Source organism: Sphingomonas sp. Leaf21 (assembly GCF_916858675.1).
In the GTDB taxonomy this organism is placed as follows: Bacteria; Pseudomonadota; Alphaproteobacteria; order Sphingomonadales; family Sphingomonadaceae; genus Sphingomonas.
Map to the genome: position 1 here is coordinate 76670 of NZ_CAKASM010000011.1, position 24186 is coordinate 100855.

Here is a 24186-nt window from a genome sequence, read left to right on the forward strand (position 1 = left end):
ACGGGCATGGGGTTTAAGACTGGACGAGTCTGCCTGGGCGCAATCGCAAGTCTCGCCTTCGCCGCCCCCGCTGTTCCACAGAGCCATCAAGCCTCCGCGCCGCGTGCCGCCGTCCATGCGCCCCCGGTGGTCGATACGGATATCGCCCGCTTCTGGACCGCGTTCGATGCCATCCAGGCCGCCGCGCCCGCCGACCGGCTGAAGCTGATCCAGACGCTCTACATCGACGCCGGCACGCCCGGCCTGCACGCGTTGATGGCCGCGCGCCGCTACACACCGCAGGAATATGTCGACGCCATCGCCAAATGGCCGAAATTCTGGGCGTCGGTACGACCGCTGACCGCACGCTCCCGCGCCGCGACGACGACGCTGAACGGCGATGTCGAGCGGTTTCGTCGGCTCTATCCCCGACTGCGCCCCGCCACGATCACCTATGCCATCGGGGTATTGCGCACCGGGGGCACGACGGTCGGCGACAAGGTCCTGATCGGTGCGGAACTCGGGCTGGGTGATGAAAGCGTCGACGTGTCCGAACTGCCCGAGCCCTTGCGGACGCGCCTCGCGACATTCTTCCGGTCGCGGCCCTTTGCCAACAATGCGCAGAACAACATCCACGAATATGTCCATACGCAGCAGCAGGAAACGGACGGGACCCTATTGCAGCAGTCGCTGCGCGAGGGCGTGGCGGAATTGGTCGCGGAGCTGATTACCGGTCGCAAGCCCGCCCTGCCCGTCTACAGCTATGGGCCGACGCACGAAGCGGCGATCAAGGCGCGCTTCGTGACCGAGATGGGCAACGATCATTACGACAACTGGCTATGGAATAGTGCCGCCAACCCGTTCGGGGTCAGCGATCTGGGTTACTTCGTCGGCTATCGGATCGCCCAGCGCTATTATGATGCGGCCAGGGACAAGAAGGCAGCGATCAGGACGCTGATCGAACTGCCCTATAACGATCCCACGGCCATTCGCGCCTTTACCGACCGGACGGGCTATTTTCTGGGGGCGTGAGCCCCCTCACATCGCGCGAGGGTCCGGCCCGATCCGGCCGTCCGCGTCGTCCAGCGCGTCGATCGCGGCCATGTCCTGATCGTCCAGCGTCAGCTCGGTCGCGGCGAAATTGTCCGCCATATGGGCGGCGTCCGCCGCCTTGGGGATGACCGACAGGCCATGCGCCAGATGCCAGGCGAGCACCACCTGTGCCGCCGAGCGGCCGTGTTTCTCGGCGATCTTCACGATCTCCGGCGTCTTCAACAACGCGCCGCCCTGCCCCAGCGGGCTCCAGCTCTGGGTGACGATGCCCTTGTCCGCGTGATAGGCGCGCGCCTCGCGCTGCTGGAAACGGGGGTGGAGTTCGATCTGGTTGACCGCGGGCACCACGCCGGTCTCGCCGATGATCCGGTCGAGATGCTCGGGCAGGAAGTTGGACACGCCGATCGACCGCGCCTTGCCCGCGTCGCGCAAGCCGATCAGGCTTTGCCACGCCTCGACATAGGCGTCCTCGGCGGGAACCGGCCAGTGGATCAGGTAGAGATCGACCGCCTCCACGCCCAGCAGCGAAAGGCTCTCGTCCAGCGCGGCCTCGGCATCGTGGTGGCGGTCGTTCCATAGCTTGGTGGTCAGGAAGGCGTCGGCGTCGCGAAACCCCTCGCCCACCCCGCGCTCATTGCCATAGATGGCGGCGGTATCGACCAGCCCATAGCCGGTATCGAGCCCGCGCCGCACCACCAGCGCGACCTGCGAATCGGGGATCTGATAAGTGCCGAGCCCCAATCGGGGCATGGTCCGGCCGTCGTTCAGCGTCAGCATCGTCTGGGTCATGGCGTCCCAAACCGACCGATGCGCGCCCCGGTTCCGATTGACCCCCGCGACCGGATCGCGCAAGTCGCTGGCCCCATGGTCGAACATATTCTTTCCGCGCTCGCGGGCTTTGCCATCTGGGTCATCTCCACCGGCGGCTATCTGGGCATCATGCTGCTGATGGCGATCGAGAGCGCGTGCATCCCGCTCCCGTCCGAGATCATCATGCCGTTCGCGGGCTATCTGGTCTCGACCGGGCAGTTCAACCTCTACCTCGCCGCGACGGCGGGGGCGCTGGGGTGCAATCTGGGCTCGATCGTCGCCTATGAGATCGGCAAGCGCGGCGGGCGGCCGGTCGCCGAGCGCTGGGGCAAATATCTGTTGATCGGTCCGGGCGAGCTCGACGCGGCGGACCGCTTCTTCGCGCGCTATGGCCCGATCGCGGTGCTGATCGGCCGGTTGCTGCCCGTCATCCGCACCTTCATCGCCTTTCCGGCGGGCGTGGCGCGGATGAAGCTCGTCCCCTTCCACCTCTACACCTTCCTGGGTAGCTGGCCCTTCTGCCTCGTGCTGGCGATCGTGGGCCGCGAACTGGGCGAGAAGTGGGATTCGGACCCGCGCGTGAAGGCCTTCTTCCACCGCGCCGATCTGGTCATCGGCATCGTGCTGGTATTGCTGATCGCCTTCTACGTCTGGCACCGCGTGCGCGGGCTCAAGCGCGCGCAGCCCTGAACCAGCCACAGCGACAGGGGCAGGGCCACCGCCGCCCATAGCCCCAGCCCGTGCCATGTCGTCCATCCCCACCATTCGGAGGGGATGGTCCGCAGGTCGCCGAAGCGGAACCGCTGCTGGATGACCGCATCCCACCAGGCCCAGCGAAAGGTCGGCGGCGCGAAGATCTCCGCCGCCGCGATGGTCAGGTTGATCGCGATCGACACGAGCAGGACCGCCACGGCGAGCACGCGCAGCCACGGCGACCGGATCGCCGCAAAGACAGGCGCCAGGCCCAGCGCCGCCACCCCGGCCAGCGGCATGGCATGACGCGGGCCGGTCGCATTGCCGCCGTCCCAATAGACATAGGCCGCATTGACCAGCAGCGCGACCAGCACCACGCCGCTTGCGGTGATGGCCAGCGCGCGACCGTCACGCTCCTCCGCGAGCCGCCACAGCCCCAGCGGCGCCAGGATCAGCACCGGCGCGACCCAGACCAGCCCCCGCGTCGGCCCCGCCAGGATCGCCCACATGATCGCGCCGTGCGGGACGGTCAGGCCGAACAGCCCCTGATTCATCCCCTCGAAGCCGACCACGCCCGAATAGCCGATCCGGAACAGCGTCCCGAAGGCGAAGACATTATAGGCGAGAAGCGGCAGCAATCCGGCCACGCCCGCCGCGATCATCGGCCACAGCGCCACCGGACGATGGCGATGCCGCCACACCGCCCACAGGGCGATGACCGATCCCGCCAGCACCGCCTGATACTCGACCACCACCGCCCAGCCCAGGGCGAGCCCCGCCACCGCCAGCCATCGTCCCCCTCCCCGCGCGACGGCGGCCAGCGCGATGACGAACAGCGCCGCGACGCTGGCATGGCCGAGCAGCGTCGTCGCATAGCCCCAGATCGGGGTGCCCAGCGCATAGCCCAGCGCGGCGAACAACGCCGCCCCGCCCTGCCCGGTCACACGCCAGGCCAGGTCGAACAGCATCACCGCGGCGATCGCGGTCAGCAGCGCCGATCCCAGCGCGGCCGCGACGCGCGTCCGCAACCGGAGATAGCGGACGAACCCCTCGTCGGTGCTCGAGAGCATGTGCCGGTCGGCGCGATCACCGGTGATTCCGTCGACCAGCGCGACGGCGGGCAACGCCATCAGCGTCATGCCCGGCGCCTTGTCGAGATAGGCGTGCTCGCCGAACTGCGCCTTGTCGATCGTCAGGGGGGCCATCGGGTCGATCGTGGCGGTGCCGTCCTCGACCATGCGGATCGCGGCGAACAGCCGGGTGGCGTTGTTGGGATTGAACTCCCACGAGCCGAACCAGCTCGCGCTGAACCAGGCCAGCAGGAACAGGACGATCCGAATGCCGCTCAAGCCCTGCCACCGCGTCATGGATTGCTCCCCCGTTGCTCCCCCGCCGCTATCCCTCCCGCCACGACGATGCAAGGCGGGGCGTCTCGGCTCTCCGGGGCGGAAGCGGTCGTGCCTCAGCCCGCCGGTATCGGCAGCGCGCTGGTCGACTTGATCTCGGACAAGGCGACGGTCGAATTGATCTCCTGCACTCCAGGCAGGTTCGACAGCCGCTCGAAGAACAGCCGCTCATAGGATTCGATATCCGCCGCGACGATACGCAGCATGAAATCGACCGAGCCCATCAGGACATGGCATTCCATCACCTCGGGGATCTCGCGGATCGCGGCGGCGAACTCGTCCAGATTGGCGCGGCCATGCGCATTCAGCTTCACCTGCGCGAAGATCTGCGCCTTGAGCCCGATCCTGGCGCGATCGACGAGCGCAACCCGCCGCTTGATGATGCCATCGCGCTCCAACCGATCGATCCGCCGCCAGCAGGGCGATGCGGACAACCCCACCGCCTCGGCGATCGCGGCGGTCGACAGGCTGGCATCCTCCTGAAGCAGCGTCAGGATACGTCGTTCCCATATATCGAGGTCATGCGGCATGGTTGACCGGTTAACGGATATAATCAGGATATATCAACCTCGACTTTGCCCCTTACGCCCCAAACCCGACCAGTTTCTCCGATCGGCCTGGGCTAGTGTTCCTCCATCAAGCCAATCAGGAACCCCCCTATGTCGCTTACCGATCATCACCAGCAGCATCTGCCACCCGAGGAGGTGGTGACCTTTCACGATCGGGCAAGCGGCGCGCACGGCATCATCGCGCTCCATTCGACGGGGCTGGGCCCTGCGGCGGGCGGATGTCGGCTTTGGCGCTATCCCGACCATCATACCGCGACGCTCGACGCGCTGCGGCTGGCCGAGGGCATGGCGCTCAAGAATGCTCTGGCGGATCTGCCCTTTGGCGGCGGCAAGGCGGTGATCTGCCTGCCCGACGGACCATTTGATCGCGCGGCGCTGTTCCAGGCGTTCGGACGCGAAGTGGCGGCGCTCAAGGGCCGCTACGTCACCGCCGAGGATGTCGGCACGAGCGTCGCCGACATGACCGAGGTCGCCACCCGCACGCGCCATGTCGCGGGGCTGGCTGCCAGGGGCACACGGCCCGGCGGCGACCCCTCGCCATGGACCGCCCTCGGCGTGCTACGGGCGATGCGCGTCGCGGTCCGTCATCGGCTCGGTGCCGACCTGTCCGACGTCACGGTCGGCGTGCAGGGGCTGGGCCATGTCGGCTATGCGCTTTGCGAGCGTCTGCACGAAGCAGGTGCCAGGCTGGTCGTCGCCGAACCGCGCAGCGACGTGGCGGCACGCGCCGCCGACCGGTTCGGCGCGATGGTGATGAGCAGCCGCGCGCTGCTATCGGCACGGGTCGACGTCCTCGCGCCCTGTGCGCTGGGGGCCTTCCTGAACGCCGCGACGGTCGCCGGGCTGAAAGCGTCGGTGGTGTGCGGCGCGGCCAATAATCAGCTGGCCGAGGATGACATGGCGGTTCGACTGGCCGATCGCGATGTGTTCTACGCGCCCGACTTCCTCGTCAATGCCGGTGGGATCGTTAATGTCGCGGGCGAATATCTCGGCTGGCGCGACGCCGATGTCCGCCAGAGGGTGATGGCGATAGGGCAGCGGATGGTCGACGTCCTCGCGCAGGCCGAGCGGACCGGAACCACCCCGCATCACGCGGCCCGCACGATCGCGCTGGACCGGATCGCCCACACACCGCGGGCACAGGCGAAGGCGGCTTGAGCCCCCTCCCCTCCCCTCTGGACAGGGGGAGAGGGGGGCGAAACCATCCTCGGCGCTGATCAGGGGTTCTGCGGTTCGCTCTGGCGTTGCCGGTCCGCGTTGATCGCGCGGTTTTCCCGTGCGCGCTGGACGAAGCAGCCGGTCGAGCCGCCCGCGCCGACCGCCGAACAGCTACCGATGCTGTTGACGCCGACGCCTTCGTTGATCGTGCCGGTCGCCCGTGCCGCCCAGCTTTCATTCTCGGGCGTCACCTGAAGCTCGCGCAGTTCCTTGGGGACGCGGAACTGTTCCTCGGCGCCGCGTCGCACGCAGACGACGATCTCGTTACCGTTATTGTCGGTCGGGCAGCGCTCGTTGCCGAACAGCGTCAGGACGCCGTTGATCGGCGCGTTGCGCGATACTTCGCCCGGCGCCTCGATCGGCTTGACCTTCATCGCGCCGGGCGCGGCGACCTGCTGCGCCAGCGCGGGCCCGCCTGCCAGCATCAGGCCGAAGCCCGCCAGCGCCGTCATGCGCCATGTCTGGTGGATCATCCTCTCTCTCCCGCTCGTCCGCGTCAGACGCGCTTGGCCGCGGCGATCGCGACCTTGCAGCCTGCCCGGATCAATCCAAACAGCATCGGATAGGCGATCGCCTCCTCCGCGCCCGCGCCCAGCGCATGGTCGCGATGCTCCAGCTCCTCGGCCTGGAAATCGGCGATCGCATTCGACAATTCGGGGTCGCTGTCGCCCAGCTCGTCGAGCTGCGCCTGGTAATGCCTGTCGATCTCGGTCTCGACCGCCGCGGTACAGGCCATCGCCGCCTTCGGCCCGATCGCCGCGGTGATCGCGCCAAGCGCGAAACCCGCCTTGTCCCAGAAGGGCTGGAACAGCGTCGGTCGCACCCGGCGCTCGGCGATCATCCGGTCGAAAAAGGCGCGGTGGCGCTCTTCCTGTTCCGCCATGTGATGGATGGCGCGGGCAAAGGGGTGCCGGTCGCCCAGCACCGCGAGCTGCCCCGCATAGATGCGGGTCGCGCCATATTCCCCGGCCTGATCGACCCGGACCATCGCCTTCATCGGTTCGCGCCGGTCGCCCGGCATCCAGCGAAGCTGGCTCATCGTGCCTTCCTCATCAACACCAGGATCGCCGCCGCGCCGCCGAGCGAGAAGATCGCGTTGAACCCGGCCAGCGAAATCCCGCCCAGGGTCCATTGCGCCACGTCGCAGCGGATGACCGGCGCCTTCAAAATGGCGTTCAGCCGGTCGGCCGCGGAGCCTCCCGAAAAATCCACGGTCGAGGTGCAGGCGGTGAAGCCCTGCCACCAGCCATATTCGACCCCGGCATGGGCGACACCGATGGCCCCCGACACTGCGATCAACAACGCGGCGAGGACGACAAGCGATCCCCGGATGCTGCGCTGGGCGACGAAGAAGGCGGCGAAGGCTGGCACCAGCGCGGCGTAATGCGGCCAGCGCTGCCAATGGCACATCTCGCACGGGTAGAGGCCGCCGAACAACTGGCTGCCCCAGGCCCCCGCGAGCAGCGCCAGCGGCAGGAAGAAGGCGATCAGGTTCGCGCGTGTCTCGTTGCGGGTGCGGGGGGTGGCCATCGTCACTTCACCGGCGGCTTGGTGGCGGCGGCGACCTGCGCGGGACCGCCCAGCCGCGCGATGGTCTTGAGCGCATAGTAAAGCTGGAAGTCCTCGATCCCCTGCTTCTTGAGCGCTTCGGGCGTCATGGCGAAGCGGGGATCGGGCTTGGTGTCCTCTTCGAGGATCGCATTGTCGGCCTTCACCTCGTTGATGAGGTGGCGGCGCAGATCGGCCTCGCGGAAAACGGGGCGGGTCTTGTAGTCGGGATCGGAAATCTCCGGCACCTTGATGTCGGGCTCGATCCCGCCCTCCTGCACCGAACGGCCCGACGGCGTGTAGTAGCGCGCGGTGGTCAGGCGAAGCGCCGTCTCCGGCCCCAGCGGCAACAGCGTCTGGACCGAGCCCTTGCCGAAGCTGCGCTCGCCCATCACCAGCGCGCGGTGATGATCCTGCAGCGCGCCCGCGACGATCTCCGATGCCGAGGCGGTTCCGGAGTTGGTCAGCACGATCACCGGCAGGCCATGGGCATCGTCGCCGGGCTTGGCATAATAGCGCTCGATATCCGACTTCTCGCGGCCGCGCTGCGACACGATCTCGCCATGATCGAGGAAGGCGTCGCTGACCGCGATCGCCTGGGTCAGCAGGCCGCCGCCATTGTCGCGCAGGTCGACGACATAGCCCAGCGGACGGTGGCCCAGCGACTTGTCGATCGCCATGATCGCCGCGCGCGTGTCGGCGCCGGTATTCTCGGAGAAGGTGTTGATGTTGATGTACCCGACATCGCCGCGCACCTCCCACTTCACCGGACGCTGGACGATGACCTCGCGGGTCAGCGTCAGCTCGATCGGCTTGTCGCGACCGGGGCGGACGATGGTCAGCTTGATCTTGGTGCCGGGCTTGCCCCGCATCTGGCCGATCGCCTCGTCCAGCGACTGGCCGTAGATCAGCTTGCCGTCGATATGGGTGATGTAATCGCCCGACTTCACCCCCGCGCGACCGGCTGGCGTGTCCTCCTGCGGCGCGATGACCTTGATCGCGCCATCCTCCATCGAGACGGTCAGGCCCAGCCCGCCATAATTGCCCTCGGTCTGGATCTTGAGATTGTCGAAGTCGAGCGCGTCGACATAGCTGCTATGCGGGTCGAGCGCCGCCAGCATCCCCTGGATCGCGCCCTTGATCAGCGTGTCGTCGTCGACCTTGTCCACATAATCGGCCTTGATCCGGTTGTAGACGTCGAGGAACCGGTCGAACTGGCGGACCGTGGAACTGTCGACCGCCGCCATCGCGGAGGTGGTGATCGGCACCATGGCCAGCGCGCCGACGATGGCAGTAGCAGTCAGAAGCGGACGTTTCGGAAGCGAGGGTCGTGAGAACGAGCTGGGCATCGAGGGTCCTGGACCAGAAAAGCAGACCGCCTGTGTAGCGGGAAGCCGCGTCCATTCAAAGCGCAACCGTGCTGAACCGGGGCTGAGCGGGATGGGCTTGGCGGATCATGGGTGGTGCGGGTTGCCCCGCCCGCTCCCCCAGCCCATCCTCACCCCAGGATCGCGGCGATATCCATCGGTCGGCCGTCGCGCCCCAACTCCACCGTCACCCGCGGATCGGCGCCCGCGCGGCCGCGCCCGGCCTGGCCCAATACCGCCCCAGCGGCGACCCGCTGGCCGGCGCGCACCGCGATCGCCCCAAGTCCGGTGATCAGGCTGGTCCAGCCCGCGCCGTGGTTCACGATGACGATCCCGCCATAGCCCCGGAACGGCGCGGCATAGCGGACCTCACCGGCCGCCGGGGCGATCACCGGCGCATGAGGGACCGTGGTCAGCGTGATCCCCCGCGCCCGCACGCCCGAGTCCGAAATCTCGCCAAAGCCCCCCGCGACCCGCCCCGCGACGGGCAGGCGGTAGGTTCCCGCGGCGATGACCGGTCCGTTGACGCCCGGATCGAGCGGCCGGGCGATCGGCCCGGCGAGCGCGCGCAGGTCGCCCTCGGTGGCGCGCGCCTCACCGCGTTCGGCCATGCGGTCGACGATATCGCGCGCGGCCTCCCCCAACGCGATCGCGCGATTGGATTCGTCCACTGCCACCTGGCCCAGCGCATCGGCACGGCCCCGGTGGCGCGCCTCCAGCCCGGCGAGCACCTGGCGCTCGGCCTCCAGCCTCGCCGTCGTGGTGGCCAGCGCTCGCGCCGCCACGGTCATCTGCGCCTGCACCCGGCGGGTCGCGGCCAGTTCGCCACGGACCGTCGCGGAGCGCGCGGCGATGACCGGCGACACGGTGCCGAACACCGCGCGAACGTGCGCGAGATCGGCGATCGTCCCCGGTTGCGCCACCGCCGCCATCGGGGGGCGCGCCGCCATGCTCTGCATCGCCGCCAGCAGATGCGCGAGCGGCGCCTGCGCCTCGGCCAGACGCGCCTGTTGCCGCGCCAGCAGCCCAGCGACCAGATCGACCCGCGCGCGCGCCGCCGTCACTTCCGCCTCGGCCGCCGCGACACGCGCCGCCATGGCGCGCTCGCGGACCTGTGCGGCGGTCGCGGCGTCGCGCTCGGCACCCGCCTGTCGCTCGAGCCCTGCCGCCCGCGCCTGCGCCGCCGCAGCGCCAGCCCTCGCATCGGCCAGACGGCGCTGGTCGCCAGCGATGTCGGTCGCCCCGAGCAGCGCCAGCCCCGCCATCGCCCATGCGCCATGACGGAACGCCACGTGCCTAGCCCTCGCGGTGATAGGGGTGATTGGCGAGGATGCTGGTCGCGCGGAACAGCTGTTCGGCCAGCATCGCGCGCGCGATCATGTGCGGCCAGGTGGCGCGGCCATAGGAGATCAGCAGGTCGGCCCGCGCGCGGTCGGCATCGTCGAACCCGTCCGCCGCGCCGATCATGAAGCGGCACTCCCGCACGCCATCGTCACGCCAGCGCTCCAGCCGACGCGCGAAGTCCATCGAGGACAGGTTCTCGCCCTTCTCGTCCATCAGGACCAGCCGCCCCTGCCCCTCCAGCGGGGGCACCCTGCCGCCGGTGTCGGGGAGTTCGGTCACCTTGGTCGGCCAGCCGATCCGCTTGATATAGCGATCGACCAGCTCTGCCTCGGGCGACCGGCCGATCCGCCCGCGCGCGACGATATGCAGCAGCACGGGCGGGCGCGCCTATGTCAGAGCTGGCGGTCGGCCGGGCTGGCAGGCGGAGTCGGCGCATCGCCGAACGCCCACATGCGTTCCAGATTGTAGAAGGTGCGCACCTCGGGACGGAACAGGTGGACGATCACGTCGTTCGCGTCGATCAACACCCAGTCGGCGGTCGGCAGCCCCTCGATCCGCACCGAGCGGCCGAACTCGGCCTTGATCTTCTCGGCGAGCTTCATCGCCATCGAGGCGACCTGCCGGGTCGAACGACCGCTGGCGATCACCATGAAATCTGCGATCGACGACTTGCCCGCGAGCGGGATCGAGATCGTCTCCACCGCCTGGTCGTCGTCGAGCGAGGCGAGAATGAGGCGGTGAAGCGCCTCCACCTCGGCAGGATCGGACGGACGCGGCGATTGCGGGGAAGTGGCCAAGTGAGCTCCTGTTCAGGGGACGTTTCGGCCCATATGCCGAAACCAGTCCGGATCGCGGGCCCGAAGGCCCGTGGCGGAAGTCGGGTCGGGGCGGAAGCGCAACAGCACGAAGGCCGGCAAACTCCACATCGTCCAGTTCTTCGCCTGGCCCGGACGCCTCTGGAAACGCCTGAACCAGCCCAGCGCGGGTGTCGCGTGGGCGGCGGCATTGTACCCCGGACGGCCGATAACCGCAATCGGGATCGCGCGGGCAATCGATCGCCACCCACGCCAGCGATGAAATTGCTCCAGATTGTCCTCGCCCATCAGCCAGATGAAGGCATGGCCGGGATAGCGGCGCTGGACCCCCCGCACGGTGTCCAGCGTGTAGCGGGTGTGCAATTCCCGCTCGATCGCGCTCGCCCGGATCGGTGCGCGGCGCGCCGTCCGCTTCGCCGACGCCAGCCGCGCGACGAAGGGCGCCATGTCGGTCGCATCGTCCTTCAGCGGGTTGCCCGGCGACACCAGCCACCAGACTTCGTCCAGGTCCAGCGCGCGTATCGCGTCGAGCGTGATGCGGCGATGGCCGCCATGGGCGGGGTTGAACGACCCGCCAAGCAGCCCGATCCTCAACCCCCGTTCCCGGCGCGAACCTGCCCCGTACCGCGTCCGACCCATTTATACGTCGTCAGCCCCTCCAGCGCGACCGGCCCGCGCGCGTGCAGCCGCCCGGTGGCGATGCCGATCTCCGCCCCCAGGCCAAATTCGCCGCCATCGGCGAACTGGGTCGAGGCGTTCCACAACACGATCGCGCTATCCACCTCCGCCAGGAAGCGTTCGGCGACGGCTTCGTCCTCGGCGATGATCGCGTCGGTATGGTGCGATCCGTGCGCGGCGATATGCGCCATCGCCCCCTCCACCCCGTCGACCAGCGCGACGCTGGCGATCGAATCGAGATATTCGGTGTCCCAGTCGTCGGGCGTCGCGGCCTCCAGGCCGGGGACGATCTCACGCACCGCCTCGTCACCGCGCACCGTGCAGCCTGCCCTGACCAGCGCATCGACCACCTCGGCGGCATGGCAGAAGGCCCGGTCGATCAACAGCGTCTCCATGGCGCCGCAAATGCCGGTACGCCGCATCTTGGCATCGCGCACGACGCTGGCGGCCATCGCGTGATCGGCCGAGCCATCGACATAGACATGGTTGATCCCGTCGAGATGCGCCAGCACGGGCACCCGTGCCTCGGCCTGCACCCGCGCGACCAGGCTCTTGCCGCCACGCGGGATCAGCAGGTCGATCACCCCGTCCGCCGCCAGCATCGCCCCCACCGCCGCACGGTCGGTGGTCGGGACCAGCTGCACCGCGTCCGCAGGGCCGCCCGCCGCCGTCCAGCCGGTCACGAACGCCGCATGGAGCGCATGGTTGCTGTCCGCCGCCTCCGAACCGCCGCGCAGGATCGCGGCATTGCCCGCCATCGCACAGAGCGCGGCGGCGTCGATCGTCACATTGGGTCGGCTTTCATAGACGATGCCGATGACCCCCACCGGCACCCGGACGCGCGACAGGTGAAGGCCATTGGGCCGCGTGCGCTCGTCGATCCGCTCGCCGACCGGATCGGGGAGCGCCGCCACCGCCTCGACCGCGGCCGCGATACCGGCGATGCGCGCCTCGTCGAGGGTCAACCGGTCGAGCATGGCGGGCGAAAGGCCGTTCGCCGCGCCAGCTGCCACGTCGCGCGCATTGGCCTCCAGGATCGTCGGGGCCGCCTCGCGGATCGCCGAGGCGGCGGCGCGCAGCGCGCTCGCCTTCGCCTCGGTCGGCATCCGCGCCAGCACCTTCGCGGCGGCGCGGGCTTTGGCGCCCATGTCGGCGATCAGGGCGGGAATGTCGTGTTGGTCGGCCATTTCGCGTCGCTAACATGGACGGGCGGTGGGCCCAAGCATCCGAATCTTTGCTCGCGGAAAGGGCGGGCCCCTGCCCCTCCACCATGCTGCGCATGGTCCCCCTCCCCAAGCATAGCCTGGGGAGGAATGGGCCGCTCAAATCCTCCCCAGGCTGTGCCTGGGGAGGGGGACCGCGCCCGCAGGGCGTGGTGGAGGGGCATATCCCCTCTCCATTTGTTCATCCCGCCCCCCTATGGTGGCGCCATGCACAGCCGTTTCGAAACCCTCCCCAACCGCCGCGCCATCGTGGATCGCCGCCAGCTTGCCGAACAGGTGGCCGCGCTCGGCATCACGGGGCCGGAGGGTCGCACCCGGATCACGCCGACTCTGCGCGCCGCGCTCGACGCCGGGCGGCAGGAGGTGGCGCGGCGGCTCTCCATTCACCCTTCGCGCGGGCTGGAGGCGGCGGCGGCGCAGGCGTACCTGATCGATCAGGTGCTGAAGGTGCTGTTCGACTTCACCACCGGCACGCTCTACCCCTTGAGCAATCCGACGGCGGGCGAGCGGCTGACGCTGATCGCGGTGGGCGGCTATGGCCGGGGCGAGATGGCGCCCTTTTCGGACGTCGATATCGGCTTCCTCACCCCCTTCAAGCAGACGCCCCATGCCGAACAGGTCATTGAATCGATGCTCTATTCGCTATGGGATCTGGGCCTCAAGGTCGGCCATTCCAGCCGCTCGATCGACGAGACGATCCGCCAGGCCAAGGCCGACGTCACCGTCCGCACGGCCCTGCTCGAAGGGCGGTTCCTGTGCGGCGACCAGTCGCTCTACGACGAAACGGCACGTCGCTTCAAAGCCGAGATCCAGACCGATTCGCACCGCCAGTTCATCGCCGACAAGCTGGCCGAGCGCGACCTGCGTCATCGCAAGATGGGCGATACGCGCTATGTCGTCGAACCCAACGTCAAGGAGGGCAAGGGCGGCCTGCGCGACCTGCATGCGCTCTTCTGGATCGGCAAATATGTCTATGACGTCGACCGCGCCGCCGACCTGATCGAGCGCGGGTTGTTCACGCGCGAGGAATATCGGCAATTCCACCGCGCCGACAATTTCCTGTGGGCGGTCCGGTGCCACCTCCACACCATCACGGGCCGTGCCGAGGACCGGCTGACCTTCGACGTGCAGCGGCAGATCGCCGAGCGGATGCGCTTCTCCGACCGGCCGGGCAAGGCCAAGGTCGAACGGTTCATGCAGCTCTACTTCCTGCAGGTGAAGACGGTCGGCGCGCTGACCGGCGCTTTCCTCGCGCATCTGGACGAGCGATTCGCGGCGCGCGGTCATCGCTTCGGCCTGCCGACCATCCGCCGCCGTCCACGCCGGTTGAACGGCTTCGTGCTCGATCGCGGTCGGCTCGCCCTGCCGCGTGACGATTTCTTCCAGGAAAACCCGGTCCGGCTGATCGAGATCTTCCAGTTGGCCGACCGTTACGAACTGGAGGTGCATCCGCTGGCGGTGCGCGCGGCGTCGCGCGATGCCAAACTGGTCGACGATGTCCGCCGCGATCCCCGCGCCAACGCGCTGTTCCTCGACATATTGACCAGCCCGCGCGATCCGGAACTCGTGCTGCGCTGGATGAACGAGGCGGGCGTGTTCGGCCGCTTCGTGCCCGATTTCGGCCGCGTCGTCGCGCAGATGCAGTTCGACATGTATCACCACTACACGGTCGATGAGCATACCATCCGCGCGCTGGGCCTGCTCGCGCGGATCGAGCGGCAGGAACTGGTCGAGGAACATCCCGTCGCCTCGGCGATCATCGCCCAGATCGTTTCGCGCCGCGTCCTCTACGTCGCGGTGCTGCTCCACGACATCGCCAAGGGGCGCGGCGGCGACCATTCGATCCTGGGCGCCGAGGTCGCCGAGCGGCTGTGTCCGCGACTGGGGCTGACCGAGGCGGAGACCGAGACGGTGGCGTGGCTGGTCCGCTGGCACCTGCTGATGTCCGCCACCGCGTTCAAGCGCGACCTGTCGGACTTCAAGACGATCCTCGACTTTTGCGAAACGGTGCAGAGCCCCGAGCGGCTTCGCCTGCTGCTGGTCCTGACCATCGTCGATATCCGCGCGGTCGGCCCCGGCACGTGGAACGGGTGGAAGCGCCAGCTTCTCGCCGACCTCTACGAAGCCGCCGAGGAGGTGCTCCGGCTGGGGCACAAGCAGCGCGGTCGCGGCGAACGTATCGCCGCCAAGCAGGCCCGGCTGCGCGAGACGCTGGGCTGGACCGAGGACCGGTTCGCCGCGCTCGTCCGCCGCCTGCCCGAAGCCTATTGGATCGCCGAGCCCGAAGACGTACTGGCGCATAACGCGCGGCAGATGGCGGCGGCGGGGGATGCGCAGCTTTCGATCGACGCACAGGTGTATGGCGAGCGGGGCGCGACACTGGTGTCGATCTACGCCGCCGACCATCCGGGCCTGTTCTACCGCATCGCGGGCGCCATCCATGTCGCGGGCGGCAACATCATCGACGCACGCATCCACACCACGCGCGACGGCATGGCGATCGACAATTTCCTCGTCCAGGATCCGCTGGGGCGCCCCTTCGACGATCCGGGCCAGCTTTCCCGGCTTCGTCGCGCGATCGAGGATGCGCTCGCCAACCGCAACAAGCTGGCCGACCGGCTGGTCGCCAAGCCCTCGATCCGCCCGCGCGCCGACGCCTTCCCGATCGCCGCCAACGTCCTGATCGACAACCGTGCCTCCAACCGGTTCACGGTGGTGGAGGTCCATGCGCGCGATCGCCCGGCGCTGCTCAACCAGTTGGCCCATGCGCTGTTCCAGTCGAAGGTGACGATCCACTCGGCGCATGTCGCCACCTATGGCGAGCGCGCGGTCGACGTCTTCTACCTGACCGATCTGACGGGCGACCGGATCACCAACGGCGGACGGTTGAAGACGCTGGAGAAGCGCCTGCTCGGCGCGGCGGCGGGGGAAGCGATGGAGATCGCCGCGTAACCCCTACTCCTCCCCAAGCTCTGCTTGGGGAGGGGGACCGCCGCGAAGCGGTGGTGGAGGGGCGGGACGGACCAGCCAGGCCCCTCCACCACGCCCTGCGGGCGCGGTCCCCCTCCCCATCAAAGATGGGGAGGAATGGCGCACGGAGGCATCCCGCACCCCGCCGCACCATCAAACGGGATGACGCCCGGCCCAAAATCCCATTCCTCCCCAAGCTCGGCTTGGGGAGGGGGACCGCCGCGAAGCGGTGGTGGAGGGGCGGACGGACCAGCCACGCCCCTCCACCACGCCCTGCGGGCGCGGTCCCCCTCCCCATCAAAGATGGGGAGGAATGGCGCACGGGGGCATCCCGCGCCCGGCCGCACCATCAAACGGGATGACACCGGCCCGAAATCCCATTCCTCCCCAAGCTCGGCTTGGGGAGGGGGACCGCCGCGAAGCGGTGGTGGAGGGGCGGGACGGACCAGCCACGCCCCTCCACCACGCCCTGCGGGCGCGGTCCTCCTCCCCATCGAAGATGGAGAGGAATGGCGCACGGGGCCATCCCGCGCTCGGCCGGGCCCAAAGAAAAACCCCGGCAGCCCAAGGGGCTCCGGGGTTTTTCATCGCCGTGATCCGGGGCGTCGCCACCCCGAGTCGGCTCGGCTCACTTGGGCGCGAGCACCATCAGCATCTGGCGGCCTTCCATACGCGGATAGGCTTCGACCTTGGCAACCTCGGCCACCTGCTCGGCGACGCGCTGGAGCACGTTCATGCCGAGCTGACCGTGGCTCAGCTCGCGGCCGCGGAAGCGCATGGTGACCTTCACCTTGTCGCCCTCGCCGATGAATTCGACCACCTTCTTCATCTTGGTGTCGTAATCATGGTCGTCGATGTTCGGACGCATCTTGATCTCCTTGATCTCCTGCGTCTTCTGCGACTTGCGGGCGAGGTTCGCCTTTTTCTGCGCCTCGTACTTATACTTGCCGACGTCGAGGAACTTGGCGACGGGCGGATCGGCGTTGGGCGAGACCTCGACCAGGTCGAGTCCCAGCTCCTGGGCCTGCGCCATCGCCTCGCGCGTGTACATCACGCCGAGATTCTCACCCTCATGGTCGATGACGCGAACCTTGGGGCTTTGGATCCACTCGTTGAATCGGGGACCGTTCATCGGCGGCGCCTGCATCGGACGGCGCATCATGGGAGGACGTATGGGTATTTCTCCTGTGGCAATTACCCTCGCAATATAGGCGATCGGGCGGAAATTTGAAAGGGCGAGACAAACGTCCCGCCCCTGGCTTCGATAGATTGTCGATCAGCCGCGCAGATCGGGGGGAGTCGCTTCCTCGCGCAGCATGGCGATGGCCTCGTCCAGCGTCATCACCTCCTGCGCCTGGCTGCCCAGACGGCGGACGGCGACCTTGCCTTCTTCGGCTTCGCGCTTGCCGACGACCAGCAGCACGGGGACCTTGGCGACCGAGTGCTCGCGCACCTTGTAGTTGATCTTCTCGTTGCGCAGATCGGTCTCGACCCGGATGCCCGCAGCCGCCAGCCTGGCCGCCGCCTCTTCGGCATAGCCATCGGCGTCCGACACGATCGTCGCGACCACCGCCTGCACCGGCGCGAGCCAGACGGGGAAGCGGCCCGCATAATGTTCGATCAGGATGCCGATGAACCGCTCATACGACCCGAAGATCGCGCGGTGGAGCATGATCGGGCGATGCCGCTCGCCATCCTCGCCGACATAGGATGCATCGAGTCGTTCGGGGAGGACCCGGTCGGACTGGATGGTGCCGACCTGCCAGGTCCGGCCGATCGCGTCGGTCAGGTGCCATTCCAGCTTGGGCGCATAGAAGGCCCCCTCGCCCGGCAGCTCTTCCCAGCCATAGGCTTCCGTCGCCAGCCCCGCCCGCACGACCGCGTCGCGCAGCTCGGTCTCGGCCATGTCCCACATCTCTTCGGTGCCGAAGCGCTTTTCGGGGCGCAGCGCCAGCTTGATCGAATAGGTGAAGCCGAAATCCTTGTAGATCCGGTCCGCCAGTTCGCAAAAGGCGCGGACTTCCTCGACGATCTGGTCCTCGCGGCAGAAGATGTGCGCGTCGTCCTGGGTGAACTGGCGCACGCGCATCAGGCCGTGGAGCGCGCCGTGCGGTTCGTTGCGGTGGCAGCAGCCATTCTCATAGAATCGCAGCGGCAGGTCGCGGTACGACTTGATCCCCTGGCGGAAGATCAGGACATGCGCCGGACAGTTCATCGGCTTCAGCGCCATCCACTGCGCATCGTCCGACACCAGCGGGCCTTCGTCCTCGACGTTCGGGACCTCGTCGGGGATGACGAACATGTTCTCGCGATACTTGCCCCAATGGCCCGACTGCTCCCACTGGCGCGCGTCCATGACCTGCGGGGTCTTGACCTCGCGATAGCCGCCGGCGTCGATCGCGCGGCGCATATAGGCCTCCAGCTCGCGCCAGATGCGATAACCCTTGGGATGCCAGAAGACCGAGCCGTGCGCTTCCTGCTGGAGGTGGAACAGGTCCATCTCGTTGCCCAGCTTGCGATGGTCGCGCTTGGCCGCTTCCTCAAGCCGGGTCAGATGCTCGGCAAGCTGCTTCTTGTTCAGCCAGCCGGTGCCGTAGATGCGGCTGAGCATCGCGTTCTTCTGGTCGCCGCGCCAATAGGCACCCGACACGCGGGTCAGCTTGAAGGCATTGGGATCGAGCTTGCCGGTCGAGGCGAGGTGCGGCCCCCGGCACATGTCGAGCCAGGCGTCCTCGCCCTTGCCCGCACGATAGACGGTCAGTTCCTCGGTATCGGGCAGTTCGGCGGCCCACTGCGCCTTGAAGCTCTCGCCCTGCTGCGTCCAGCGCTCGATCAGCTGTTCGCGGGTCCAGACCTCGCGGATCAGCGGCTCGTCCTTCGCGATGATCCTGCGCATCTCGGCCTCGATCGCGGGCAGGTCCTCTTCGGTGAAGGGCCGATCCCGACCGTCAACCTTGGGGGGCGCGAAGTCGTAATAGAAGCCGTCGTCGGTCGCGGGACCGAAGGTGATCTGCGTGCCGGGGAACAGCGCCTGCACCGCCTCGGCCAGGACATGCGCATAGTCGTGGCGGGCGAGTTCGAGCGCGTCGGCCTCGTCCTTCGCGGTCACCAGCGCGAGCGCGGAGTCGCCCTCGAACGGGCGCATGATGTCGCGCAGCTCTCCATCGACGCGCGCGGCGATCGCCGCCTTGGCGAGGCCGGGTCCGATCGCGGCGGCGATATCCGCGGGGGTAGTTCCGGGCGCGACCTCACGGACGGAACCGTCGGGCAGCGTGATACGGAACATCGCGGACATGGATACTCTCTTCGATAGCTATGGGTAATGCGCCAGCGGAGCCGGGCGCGCGGGCTCTATAGGAGAGAATCGCCCAGAGGTATATGGGCTGGACGGCGTCAGGCCGCGCGGATGCTCGGCAGGGCTTCGAGCGCGGGGCGGGCATACCAGTAACCCTGGTGATAGCGCACGCCCAGCTCGATCAAGGCCGCGGCTTCCGCCTCGGTCTCGATCCCCTCGGCGATGACGAGCGTGTCGAGTTCGCGGCACATGGCCGCGATCGAGCGGACGATCGCCCGGCGCCGGGGATCGGTGTCGATGTCGCGGACCAGCGCCATGTCGAGCTTGATCTCATCGGGCGCGAAGCGGACGAAGCGGTCGAGCCCCGAATGGCCCGAACCGAAATCGTCGATCGCGACCGCGAAGCCGATCTGCTTGTAGGTGTCGATGATGCTCGCGACATGCTCGGGCGAGCCCATCTGCTCGTTCTCGGTGAATTCGAAGATCAGCCGGTCGATCGGCAGCCCGACCGACTGCGCGGTACGCATGGTCAGCTGGATGCACGCCAGTGGCGAATAGACCGCATTGGGCAGGAAATTGATCGACAGCCGCGCATCGCCCGCCATGATCCCCGCCGCCATCGCGGTCTCGATCGCCTTGACCCGGCACGCCTGGTCGAACGAATAGCGATTGGCCTCGGTCACCTGCGACAGGACGCTGTACGCCCCCTCCCCCGCCGTCCCGCGGATCAGCGCCTCATAGGCGAAGGGCAGACCGGTCGTGGTGTCGACGATCGGCTGGAACGCCATGGCGAACGGGATCTCGAAATCGATCCCGTCGCGGCACCCGGTACAGATTTTGCGCATCTCCATGGCGGCTCTCTAGGCGCAAATGGTTAACGCGCTCCCTCACTGGGGCCAAAATGGGCAGCGCTGCCGCGGGCCCTGCGGTCGGTCACGCGATCCCGAACGGCACCAGATGATTGTCCTGCGTGTGCCCGATCCGCGCGCGGCCGAGATAGGGCACGCCCATTTCGCCGCACCAGCGCTGGATCATATATTCCAGCGTCTCGCCCCATTCGGGCTCGTTGGGCTGGACGTTGCTCACCGCGCCCAGCCGCACGCCCGCCACCCCCTTCAACTGGGTGGCATTGGCCATGGTGAACAGCATCCGGTCGACCGAATAGAGATGCTCGGACACTTCCTCGATGATCAGGACATGATCGGTCAGGTCGGGCAGCCAGGGCGTGCCGATCAGCGCGTGGAGGATCGACAGGTTGAAGGCCGCGGCCGGTCGACCGTCGAGCCCCGGCTCCAGCCCCTGCCGATCGCCGCTGGTGAGCCAGCCGAGCGAACGCGCGACCGTCACGTCGCCATGCTGGCGCCGGATGTCGCTCGCCATCGGCCCGTGCACCGGGCGTCCGATTCGCCGGGCATAGAGCGCGGCCAGCACGAAGCCGAGATCGGAATAACCGATATAGGTCTTGTGCCCCGCCGCCGCATTGAGGTTCGGCATGACCCGCGACAGGATCCGGTTGGAGCCATAGCCGCCGCGCAGGAACCAGATCGCGTCGATGCCGGGATCATTGGCGAATTCCAGGAACGCGGAGGCGCGACGCTCGTCAGAGCCCGCAAAATGCCCGTCCTGTTCATAGCATTGCGGATGGAAGACCAGGTCGACATCGGGATAGGCGATCGCCGCGAAGGCGCCGACCGGCGCCTCGGCGGCGGGGTTGCCGATGCTGGCGGGGGCGAGGATTCCGATCTTCATTTCAGCACGTCCCCCGGTGTCTGCGCCTGGCCGGGCATTGCCCTGCACCACGGAAGCGTCGATAGCGTGGGCCCATGGACAACGGCAATTCCTGTTTTCTGGTGGGCATCGGCGGTTCGGGGATGATGCCCCTGGCGATGATCCTGCGCGCGCGCGGCTGGACGGTTTCGGGCTCCGACCGGGGGCTCGACCAGGGGCGGGTTGCCGCCAAGTTCGCCTCTTTGCGCGCCGCCGGTATCGCGCTGTTCCCACAGGACGGGTCGGGCGTCGCCAGCGCCGGGCAGCTCGTCATCGCGTCGGCCGCGGTGGAGGAGACGGTGCCCGACATCGTCGTCGCCAACCGGCTGGGCTGCCCCCGCGCCACCCGCGCGCAAATGCTCGCCTCGCTGTTCAATGACAGCCGCCTGCCGATCGGCGTGGCGGGAACCAGCGGCAAGTCGACGGTGACGGGCATGATCGCCTTCATCCTGCACCAGACCGGCCGCGACCCGACTGCGATGAACGGCGCGGTGATGAAGGACTTCGTCTCGCCCGACAGCCCCTTCGCCAGCGCGCTGGTCGGTGGCGGCGAGGCGTTCGTCAGCGAGGTCGACGAAAGCGACGGCTCGATCGCGCTCTACGATCCGGCGATCGCCGTGCTCAACAATGTCAGCCTCGATCACAAGTCGCTGGAGGAATTGCGCGACCTGTTCGGCGGGTTCGCCGCCCGCGCGCGGCATGTCGTCGCCAATGCGGGCGATGCCGAGACGGCGGCGCTGCTGGCCGACCTGCCCAACGTCACCACCTTTGCGGTCCAGGGCGCGGCCGATCTGGTGGCCGAGGCGCTGAAGCCAGAGCCGTTCGCGATCGGGTTCGATCTGGTGACGGGCGGGGCCGGGTATCATGTCCGCCTGTCGGTGCCGGGCCGCCACAACGTCTCCAACGCACTCGCCGCGATCGGCGCGAGCGTGGCGGCGGGCGTGGCCCTGATCGATGCCATCCGCGCGGTCGAGCGCTTCACCGGCCTGAAGCGCCGGTTCGAGAAGGTCGGCGACGCGAAGGGCGTGACCGTCATCGACGATTTCGGTCACAACCCCGACAAGATCGCCGCGACGCTCGACACGCTCCACGCCTTTCCGGGGCGGTTGCTGCTCCTGTTCCAGCCGCATGGCTATGGTCCGCTCAAGGTCATGCGCCGCGAACTGGTCGACAGCATCGCCGCGCGGATGAAGCCGGACGATGTGCTGACGCTGCCCGACCCCGTGTATTTCGGCGGCACCGTCGCGCGCGAAGTCACCAGCGCCGACATCGTCGCCGACCTGCGCGCGCGGGGGCTCGACGCGCGCCACATCGCCGACCGCGCCGAGGCCGCGGCGGCGCTGGTGGCCGAGGCGCGGAGCGGCGACCGCATCGTGGTGATGGGCGCGCGCGACGACACGCTCAGCCTTTTGGCGCAGGACATGGTCGAGCAACTCGCGGCCACGTAAAGGACGCTTGACGTAAAGCGAACTTTCCATGTAAAGCCTCCTTCACACATGAGGGAGGTTCATCATGGCTTTGTCTTCCGCAACGCGTCGTTACCAGCGCCGGGTCATCCTGCTCGCCCTTCTCTATGCGGCGCTGCTGTTTTCAGCGGTCTATCTTTTGAACCGCCACATGGTCGATGGCGTGGCCGCCTATGCCATCGGGGTGTTGCCCGCCTTGCCGGTCGTCGGCTTCTTCGTCGCGATCGGGCTTTATATGACCGAAGAGCAGGACGAATATCTGCGGATGCTGCTGGTTCGCCAGTCGCTGATCGCGACCGGCGTGTCGATGACCGGGGCGACGCTCTGGGGCTTTCTGGAAGGTTTCGACCTCCTGCCGCATCTGGTCGGCTATGCCTGGCCCATCCTGTGGTTCGCCGGTCTGGGCGTGGGCTCCTGCGTCAACGGTCTGATCGAGCGGAGCCCGGCGTGAACAACCATCTCCGCGCCCTTCGTTCCGAACGCGGCTGGAGCCAGCAGGATCTGGCCGAACGGCTGGAGGTCAGTCGGCAGAGCGTCAACGCGATCGAGACGGGCCGCTACGACCCCTCGCTTCCGCTCGCCTTCCGGATCGCCGAACTGTTCGAGCGCGCGATCGAGGATATCTTCGTCAGCCCGTCGCGGGGCTGATCCTCATCCACCCGTCGGGGGCGACAACAGCCGTTCGAGGCCGCCGAGCGTCTGCCCCCAGACCATGACCCGGCGATAGTCGCGGCGAAAGCCCCGGTCGTTGATCGTGACCTTCAGATAGCCCCCGACGATGTTCGGCGAGGGCTGGGTCCCATCGGGCTCCTGCCCCTTGCGCAGTTCGTCCAGGATCGCGTCGACCTGGCCGCTCGCCTGCGGCGACAGCGTATAGGCCTTGGCGGGCTCGGGGCCGCATTGCGGCGATTCGGCGCACGCATAGGATATGCGCCACGCCCGGCCGTCACGGCGCGCGACGATGCTGACCATCGTCTCCATCGCGTGATGGCCGACGTCGAGCAGCTCGATCTGCCCCCGCGCGCTCTCGGCGGGCAGGCCGACCTGGCGACGGATGAAGATGTCGGTCGGCTCGCGGGCCTCATCGGTTGCGAGGGCCGGGGACGTGGCGACGAGCATCATCGTCAGTCCCAATATGCCGACCGCCTTGCGCACCATGGCTTCCTCCGTCGCGCTGCCCCTTGGCAGGGGGGGAAATCTGCCATCGGCGGTCGGGCCACCACAATTGACAATGACGTCATCCGGGACGTCATCCGGCACGTCATTTGGCCAATCCCCATCGCCATGATAGGATCGCGCCGAATGGAATAGGAGAGTGTCGACCATGTTCCGTCGCCTGTTTACCGAACATCCCGCCAGCATCGGCGAAAGCTATGCCGAGCATTTCGGCGTCGCGGCGCGGTTCGGCGGGACCATGATCCTGGGCGGGCTCGGCGCGCTGGTCCATGCGGTGGTGCCGGGGCTCTGCACCACGACGGGGAGCGACACGGTCGCCCGGCTCCACGCCGAAATGGTCGCCAAGCGCCGCAAGATGCAGGCGGCGCAAACGCAGATGAAGAGCGTCGAATATGTGATCTGAGGGAGCCGAATGCCCCTCCACCACTCGGCTGACGCCGAGCGGTCCCCCTCCCCAAGCGAGCTTGGGGAGGAATCGCGTTCAGTCAGGAGGCGCATCCCAATTCCTCCCCATCGGAGATGCGGAGGGGGACCACGCTCGAAGAGCGTGGTGGTGGGGCCTTCCCGCGAACGGCGGGAAAGCTGGCGACCGGCCGCCCCTCCACCACCGCTTCGCGGCGGTCCCCCTCCCCAAGCGAGCTTGGGGAGGAATGGCGTTCAGTCAGGAGGCGCATCCCCATTCCTCCCCATCTTCGATGGGGAGGGGGACCGCGCTCGAAGAGCGTGGTGGTAGGGCCTTCCCGCGAACGGCGGGAAAGCTGGCGACCGCCCCGCCCCTCCACCACCGCTTCGCGGCGGTCCCCCTCCCC

Annotated in this window: 25 protein-coding genes; 8 read left to right on the forward strand and 17 right to left on the reverse strand. The window is 68.0% G+C overall.

Going from position 1 to position 24186, the window contains the following annotated elements; all coding sequences use genetic code 11:
- Positions 1 to 6 precede the first annotated feature (6 nt).
- On the forward strand, positions 7 to 1011 hold the full coding sequence (locus tag LRP66_RS10765) for a DUF2268 domain-containing protein (RefSeq protein WP_230482592.1): 1005 nt from the start codon (positions 7 to 9) through the stop codon (positions 1009 to 1011).
- Between the two features lie 6 nt (positions 1012 to 1017).
- On the opposite strand, the gene LRP66_RS10770 is transcribed toward LRP66_RS10765, so the two are convergent.
- Complete coding sequence (locus tag LRP66_RS10770) at positions 1018 to 1821, reverse strand: aldo/keto reductase (RefSeq protein ID WP_230482622.1); 804 nt, start codon at positions 1819 to 1821, stop codon at positions 1018 to 1020.
- A gap of 75 nt (positions 1822 to 1896) precedes the next feature.
- On the opposite strand from LRP66_RS10770, the gene LRP66_RS10775 reads away from it, so the two are divergent.
- A complete protein-coding gene (locus LRP66_RS10775; RefSeq protein ID WP_230482593.1) occupies positions 1897 to 2532 on the forward strand; it encodes a DedA family protein in 636 nt (211 codons plus the stop codon).
- Here LRP66_RS10775 and LRP66_RS10780 read toward each other — a convergent pair.
- Positions 2487 to 3902 carry a hypothetical protein gene (locus tag LRP66_RS10780; RefSeq protein WP_230482595.1) on the reverse strand — a complete coding sequence of 472 codons (1416 nt, stop codon included), beginning with the start codon at positions 3900 to 3902 and terminating at the stop codon, positions 2487 to 2489. The genes LRP66_RS10775 and LRP66_RS10780 overlap by 46 nt on opposite strands.
- Before the next feature lie 95 nt (positions 3903 to 3997).
- A complete protein-coding gene (locus LRP66_RS10785) occupies positions 3998 to 4471 on the reverse strand; it encodes an Lrp/AsnC family transcriptional regulator (RefSeq protein WP_230482596.1) in 474 nt (157 codons plus the stop codon).
- A 129-nt stretch (positions 4472 to 4600) separates the two neighbouring features.
- On the opposite strand from LRP66_RS10785, the gene LRP66_RS10790 reads away from it, so the two are divergent.
- Positions 4601 to 5668, forward strand: a complete 1068-nt coding sequence (locus tag LRP66_RS10790) for a Leu/Phe/Val dehydrogenase (protein WP_230482598.1) — start codon at positions 4601 to 4603, stop codon at positions 5666 to 5668.
- A gap of 59 nt (positions 5669 to 5727) precedes the next feature.
- On the opposite strand, the gene LRP66_RS10795 is transcribed toward LRP66_RS10790, so the two are convergent.
- The 9 genes from LRP66_RS10795 to LRP66_RS10835 form a co-directional block, all read right to left on the reverse strand.
- Complete coding sequence (locus LRP66_RS10795; protein WP_230482600.1) at positions 5728 to 6201, reverse strand: hypothetical protein; 474 nt, start codon at positions 6199 to 6201, stop codon at positions 5728 to 5730.
- Between the two features lie 23 nt (positions 6202 to 6224).
- A complete protein-coding gene (locus LRP66_RS10800; RefSeq protein ID WP_230482601.1) occupies positions 6225 to 6767 on the reverse strand; it encodes a demethoxyubiquinone hydroxylase family protein in 543 nt (180 codons plus the stop codon).
- Positions 6764 to 7258, reverse strand: a complete 495-nt coding sequence (locus tag LRP66_RS10805; protein WP_230482602.1) for a disulfide bond formation protein B — start codon at positions 7256 to 7258, stop codon at positions 6764 to 6766. The genes LRP66_RS10800 and LRP66_RS10805 overlap by 4 nt, the downstream gene beginning before the upstream one ends.
- A 2-nt stretch (positions 7259 to 7260) precedes the next feature.
- A complete protein-coding gene (locus LRP66_RS10810; protein ID WP_443026689.1) occupies positions 7261 to 8625 on the reverse strand; it encodes a S41 family peptidase in 1365 nt (454 codons plus the stop codon).
- A 149-nt stretch (positions 8626 to 8774) separates the two neighbouring features.
- Positions 8775 to 9935 carry a murein hydrolase activator EnvC family protein gene (locus tag LRP66_RS10815; RefSeq protein ID WP_230482603.1) on the reverse strand — a complete coding sequence of 387 codons (1161 nt, stop codon included), beginning with the start codon at positions 9933 to 9935 and terminating at the stop codon, positions 8775 to 8777.
- Positions 9936 to 9939: 4 nt separating this feature from the next.
- Positions 9940 to 10362, reverse strand: coding sequence for a 23S rRNA (pseudouridine(1915)-N(3))-methyltransferase RlmH (locus LRP66_RS10820; protein WP_230482604.1), 423 nt, complete (start codon positions 10360 to 10362; stop codon positions 9940 to 9942).
- A 17-nt stretch (positions 10363 to 10379) separates the two neighbouring features.
- Positions 10380 to 10784, reverse strand: a complete 405-nt coding sequence (gene rsfS, locus LRP66_RS10825; protein ID WP_230482605.1) for a ribosome silencing factor — start codon at positions 10782 to 10784, stop codon at positions 10380 to 10382.
- 12 nt (positions 10785 to 10796) lie between these two features.
- Positions 10797 to 11396: a nicotinate-nucleotide adenylyltransferase gene (locus LRP66_RS10830; RefSeq protein ID WP_230482606.1), complete on the reverse strand. Its 600-nt coding sequence runs from the start codon at positions 11394 to 11396 to the stop codon at positions 10797 to 10799.
- A complete protein-coding gene (locus LRP66_RS10835; protein ID WP_230482607.1) occupies positions 11393 to 12667 on the reverse strand; it encodes a glutamate-5-semialdehyde dehydrogenase in 1275 nt (424 codons plus the stop codon). Before LRP66_RS10835 ends, LRP66_RS10830 begins: the two co-directional genes overlap by 4 nt.
- Before the next feature lie 243 nt (positions 12668 to 12910).
- On the opposite strand from LRP66_RS10835, the gene LRP66_RS10840 reads away from it, so the two are divergent.
- Complete coding sequence (locus LRP66_RS10840; protein WP_230482608.1) at positions 12911 to 15655, forward strand: [protein-PII] uridylyltransferase; 2745 nt, start codon at positions 12911 to 12913, stop codon at positions 15653 to 15655.
- 646 nt (positions 15656 to 16301) lie between these two features.
- Here LRP66_RS10840 and infC read toward each other — a convergent pair.
- From infC to LRP66_RS10860, 4 genes are all read right to left on the reverse strand, one after another.
- Positions 16302 to 16835 carry a translation initiation factor IF-3 gene (gene infC, locus LRP66_RS10845; RefSeq protein WP_037569087.1) on the reverse strand — a complete coding sequence of 178 codons (534 nt, stop codon included), beginning with the start codon at positions 16833 to 16835 and terminating at the stop codon, positions 16302 to 16304.
- 114 nt (positions 16836 to 16949) lie between these two features.
- Entirely contained in the window at positions 16950 to 18968 is a 2019-nt protein-coding gene (thrS, locus tag LRP66_RS10850) for a threonine--tRNA ligase (protein WP_230482609.1), read from the reverse strand.
- A 98-nt stretch (positions 18969 to 19066) separates the two neighbouring features.
- The gene (locus LRP66_RS10855; RefSeq protein ID WP_230482624.1) at positions 19067 to 19813 is read right to left on the reverse strand and encodes an EAL domain-containing protein; all 747 of its coding nucleotides are present in this window, start codon (positions 19811 to 19813) and stop codon (positions 19067 to 19069) included.
- Between the two features lie 88 nt (positions 19814 to 19901).
- Positions 19902 to 20717: an LD-carboxypeptidase gene (locus tag LRP66_RS10860; protein WP_230482610.1), complete on the reverse strand. Its 816-nt coding sequence runs from the start codon at positions 20715 to 20717 to the stop codon at positions 19902 to 19904.
- A gap of 74 nt (positions 20718 to 20791) precedes the next feature.
- On the opposite strand from LRP66_RS10860, the gene LRP66_RS10865 reads away from it, so the two are divergent.
- The 3 genes from LRP66_RS10865 (at position 20792) to LRP66_RS10875 (ending at position 22849) form a co-directional block, all read left to right on the forward strand.
- Complete coding sequence (locus LRP66_RS10865; protein ID WP_230482611.1) at positions 20792 to 22183, forward strand: UDP-N-acetylmuramate--L-alanine ligase; 1392 nt, start codon at positions 20792 to 20794, stop codon at positions 22181 to 22183.
- A 64-nt stretch (positions 22184 to 22247) separates the two neighbouring features.
- The gene (locus LRP66_RS10870) at positions 22248 to 22652 is read left to right on the forward strand and encodes a hypothetical protein (protein WP_230482612.1); all 405 of its coding nucleotides are present in this window, start codon (positions 22248 to 22250) and stop codon (positions 22650 to 22652) included.
- Positions 22649 to 22849, forward strand: a complete 201-nt coding sequence (locus LRP66_RS10875; RefSeq protein ID WP_230482613.1) for a helix-turn-helix transcriptional regulator — start codon at positions 22649 to 22651, stop codon at positions 22847 to 22849. Before LRP66_RS10870 ends, LRP66_RS10875 begins: the two co-directional genes overlap by 4 nt.
- Before the next feature lie 3 nt (positions 22850 to 22852).
- Here LRP66_RS10875 and LRP66_RS10880 read toward each other — a convergent pair whose 3' ends face one another.
- Positions 22853 to 23359 carry a hypothetical protein gene (locus tag LRP66_RS10880; RefSeq protein ID WP_230482614.1) on the reverse strand — a complete coding sequence of 169 codons (507 nt, stop codon included), beginning with the start codon at positions 23357 to 23359 and terminating at the stop codon, positions 22853 to 22855.
- Positions 23360 to 23525: 166 nt separating this feature from the next.
- On the opposite strand from LRP66_RS10880, the gene LRP66_RS10885 reads away from it, so the two are divergent.
- Positions 23526 to 23780, forward strand: coding sequence for a DUF6356 family protein (locus LRP66_RS10885; protein ID WP_230482625.1), 255 nt, complete (start codon positions 23526 to 23528; stop codon positions 23778 to 23780).
- The last annotated feature ends 406 nt before the right edge of the window (positions 23781 to 24186 follow it).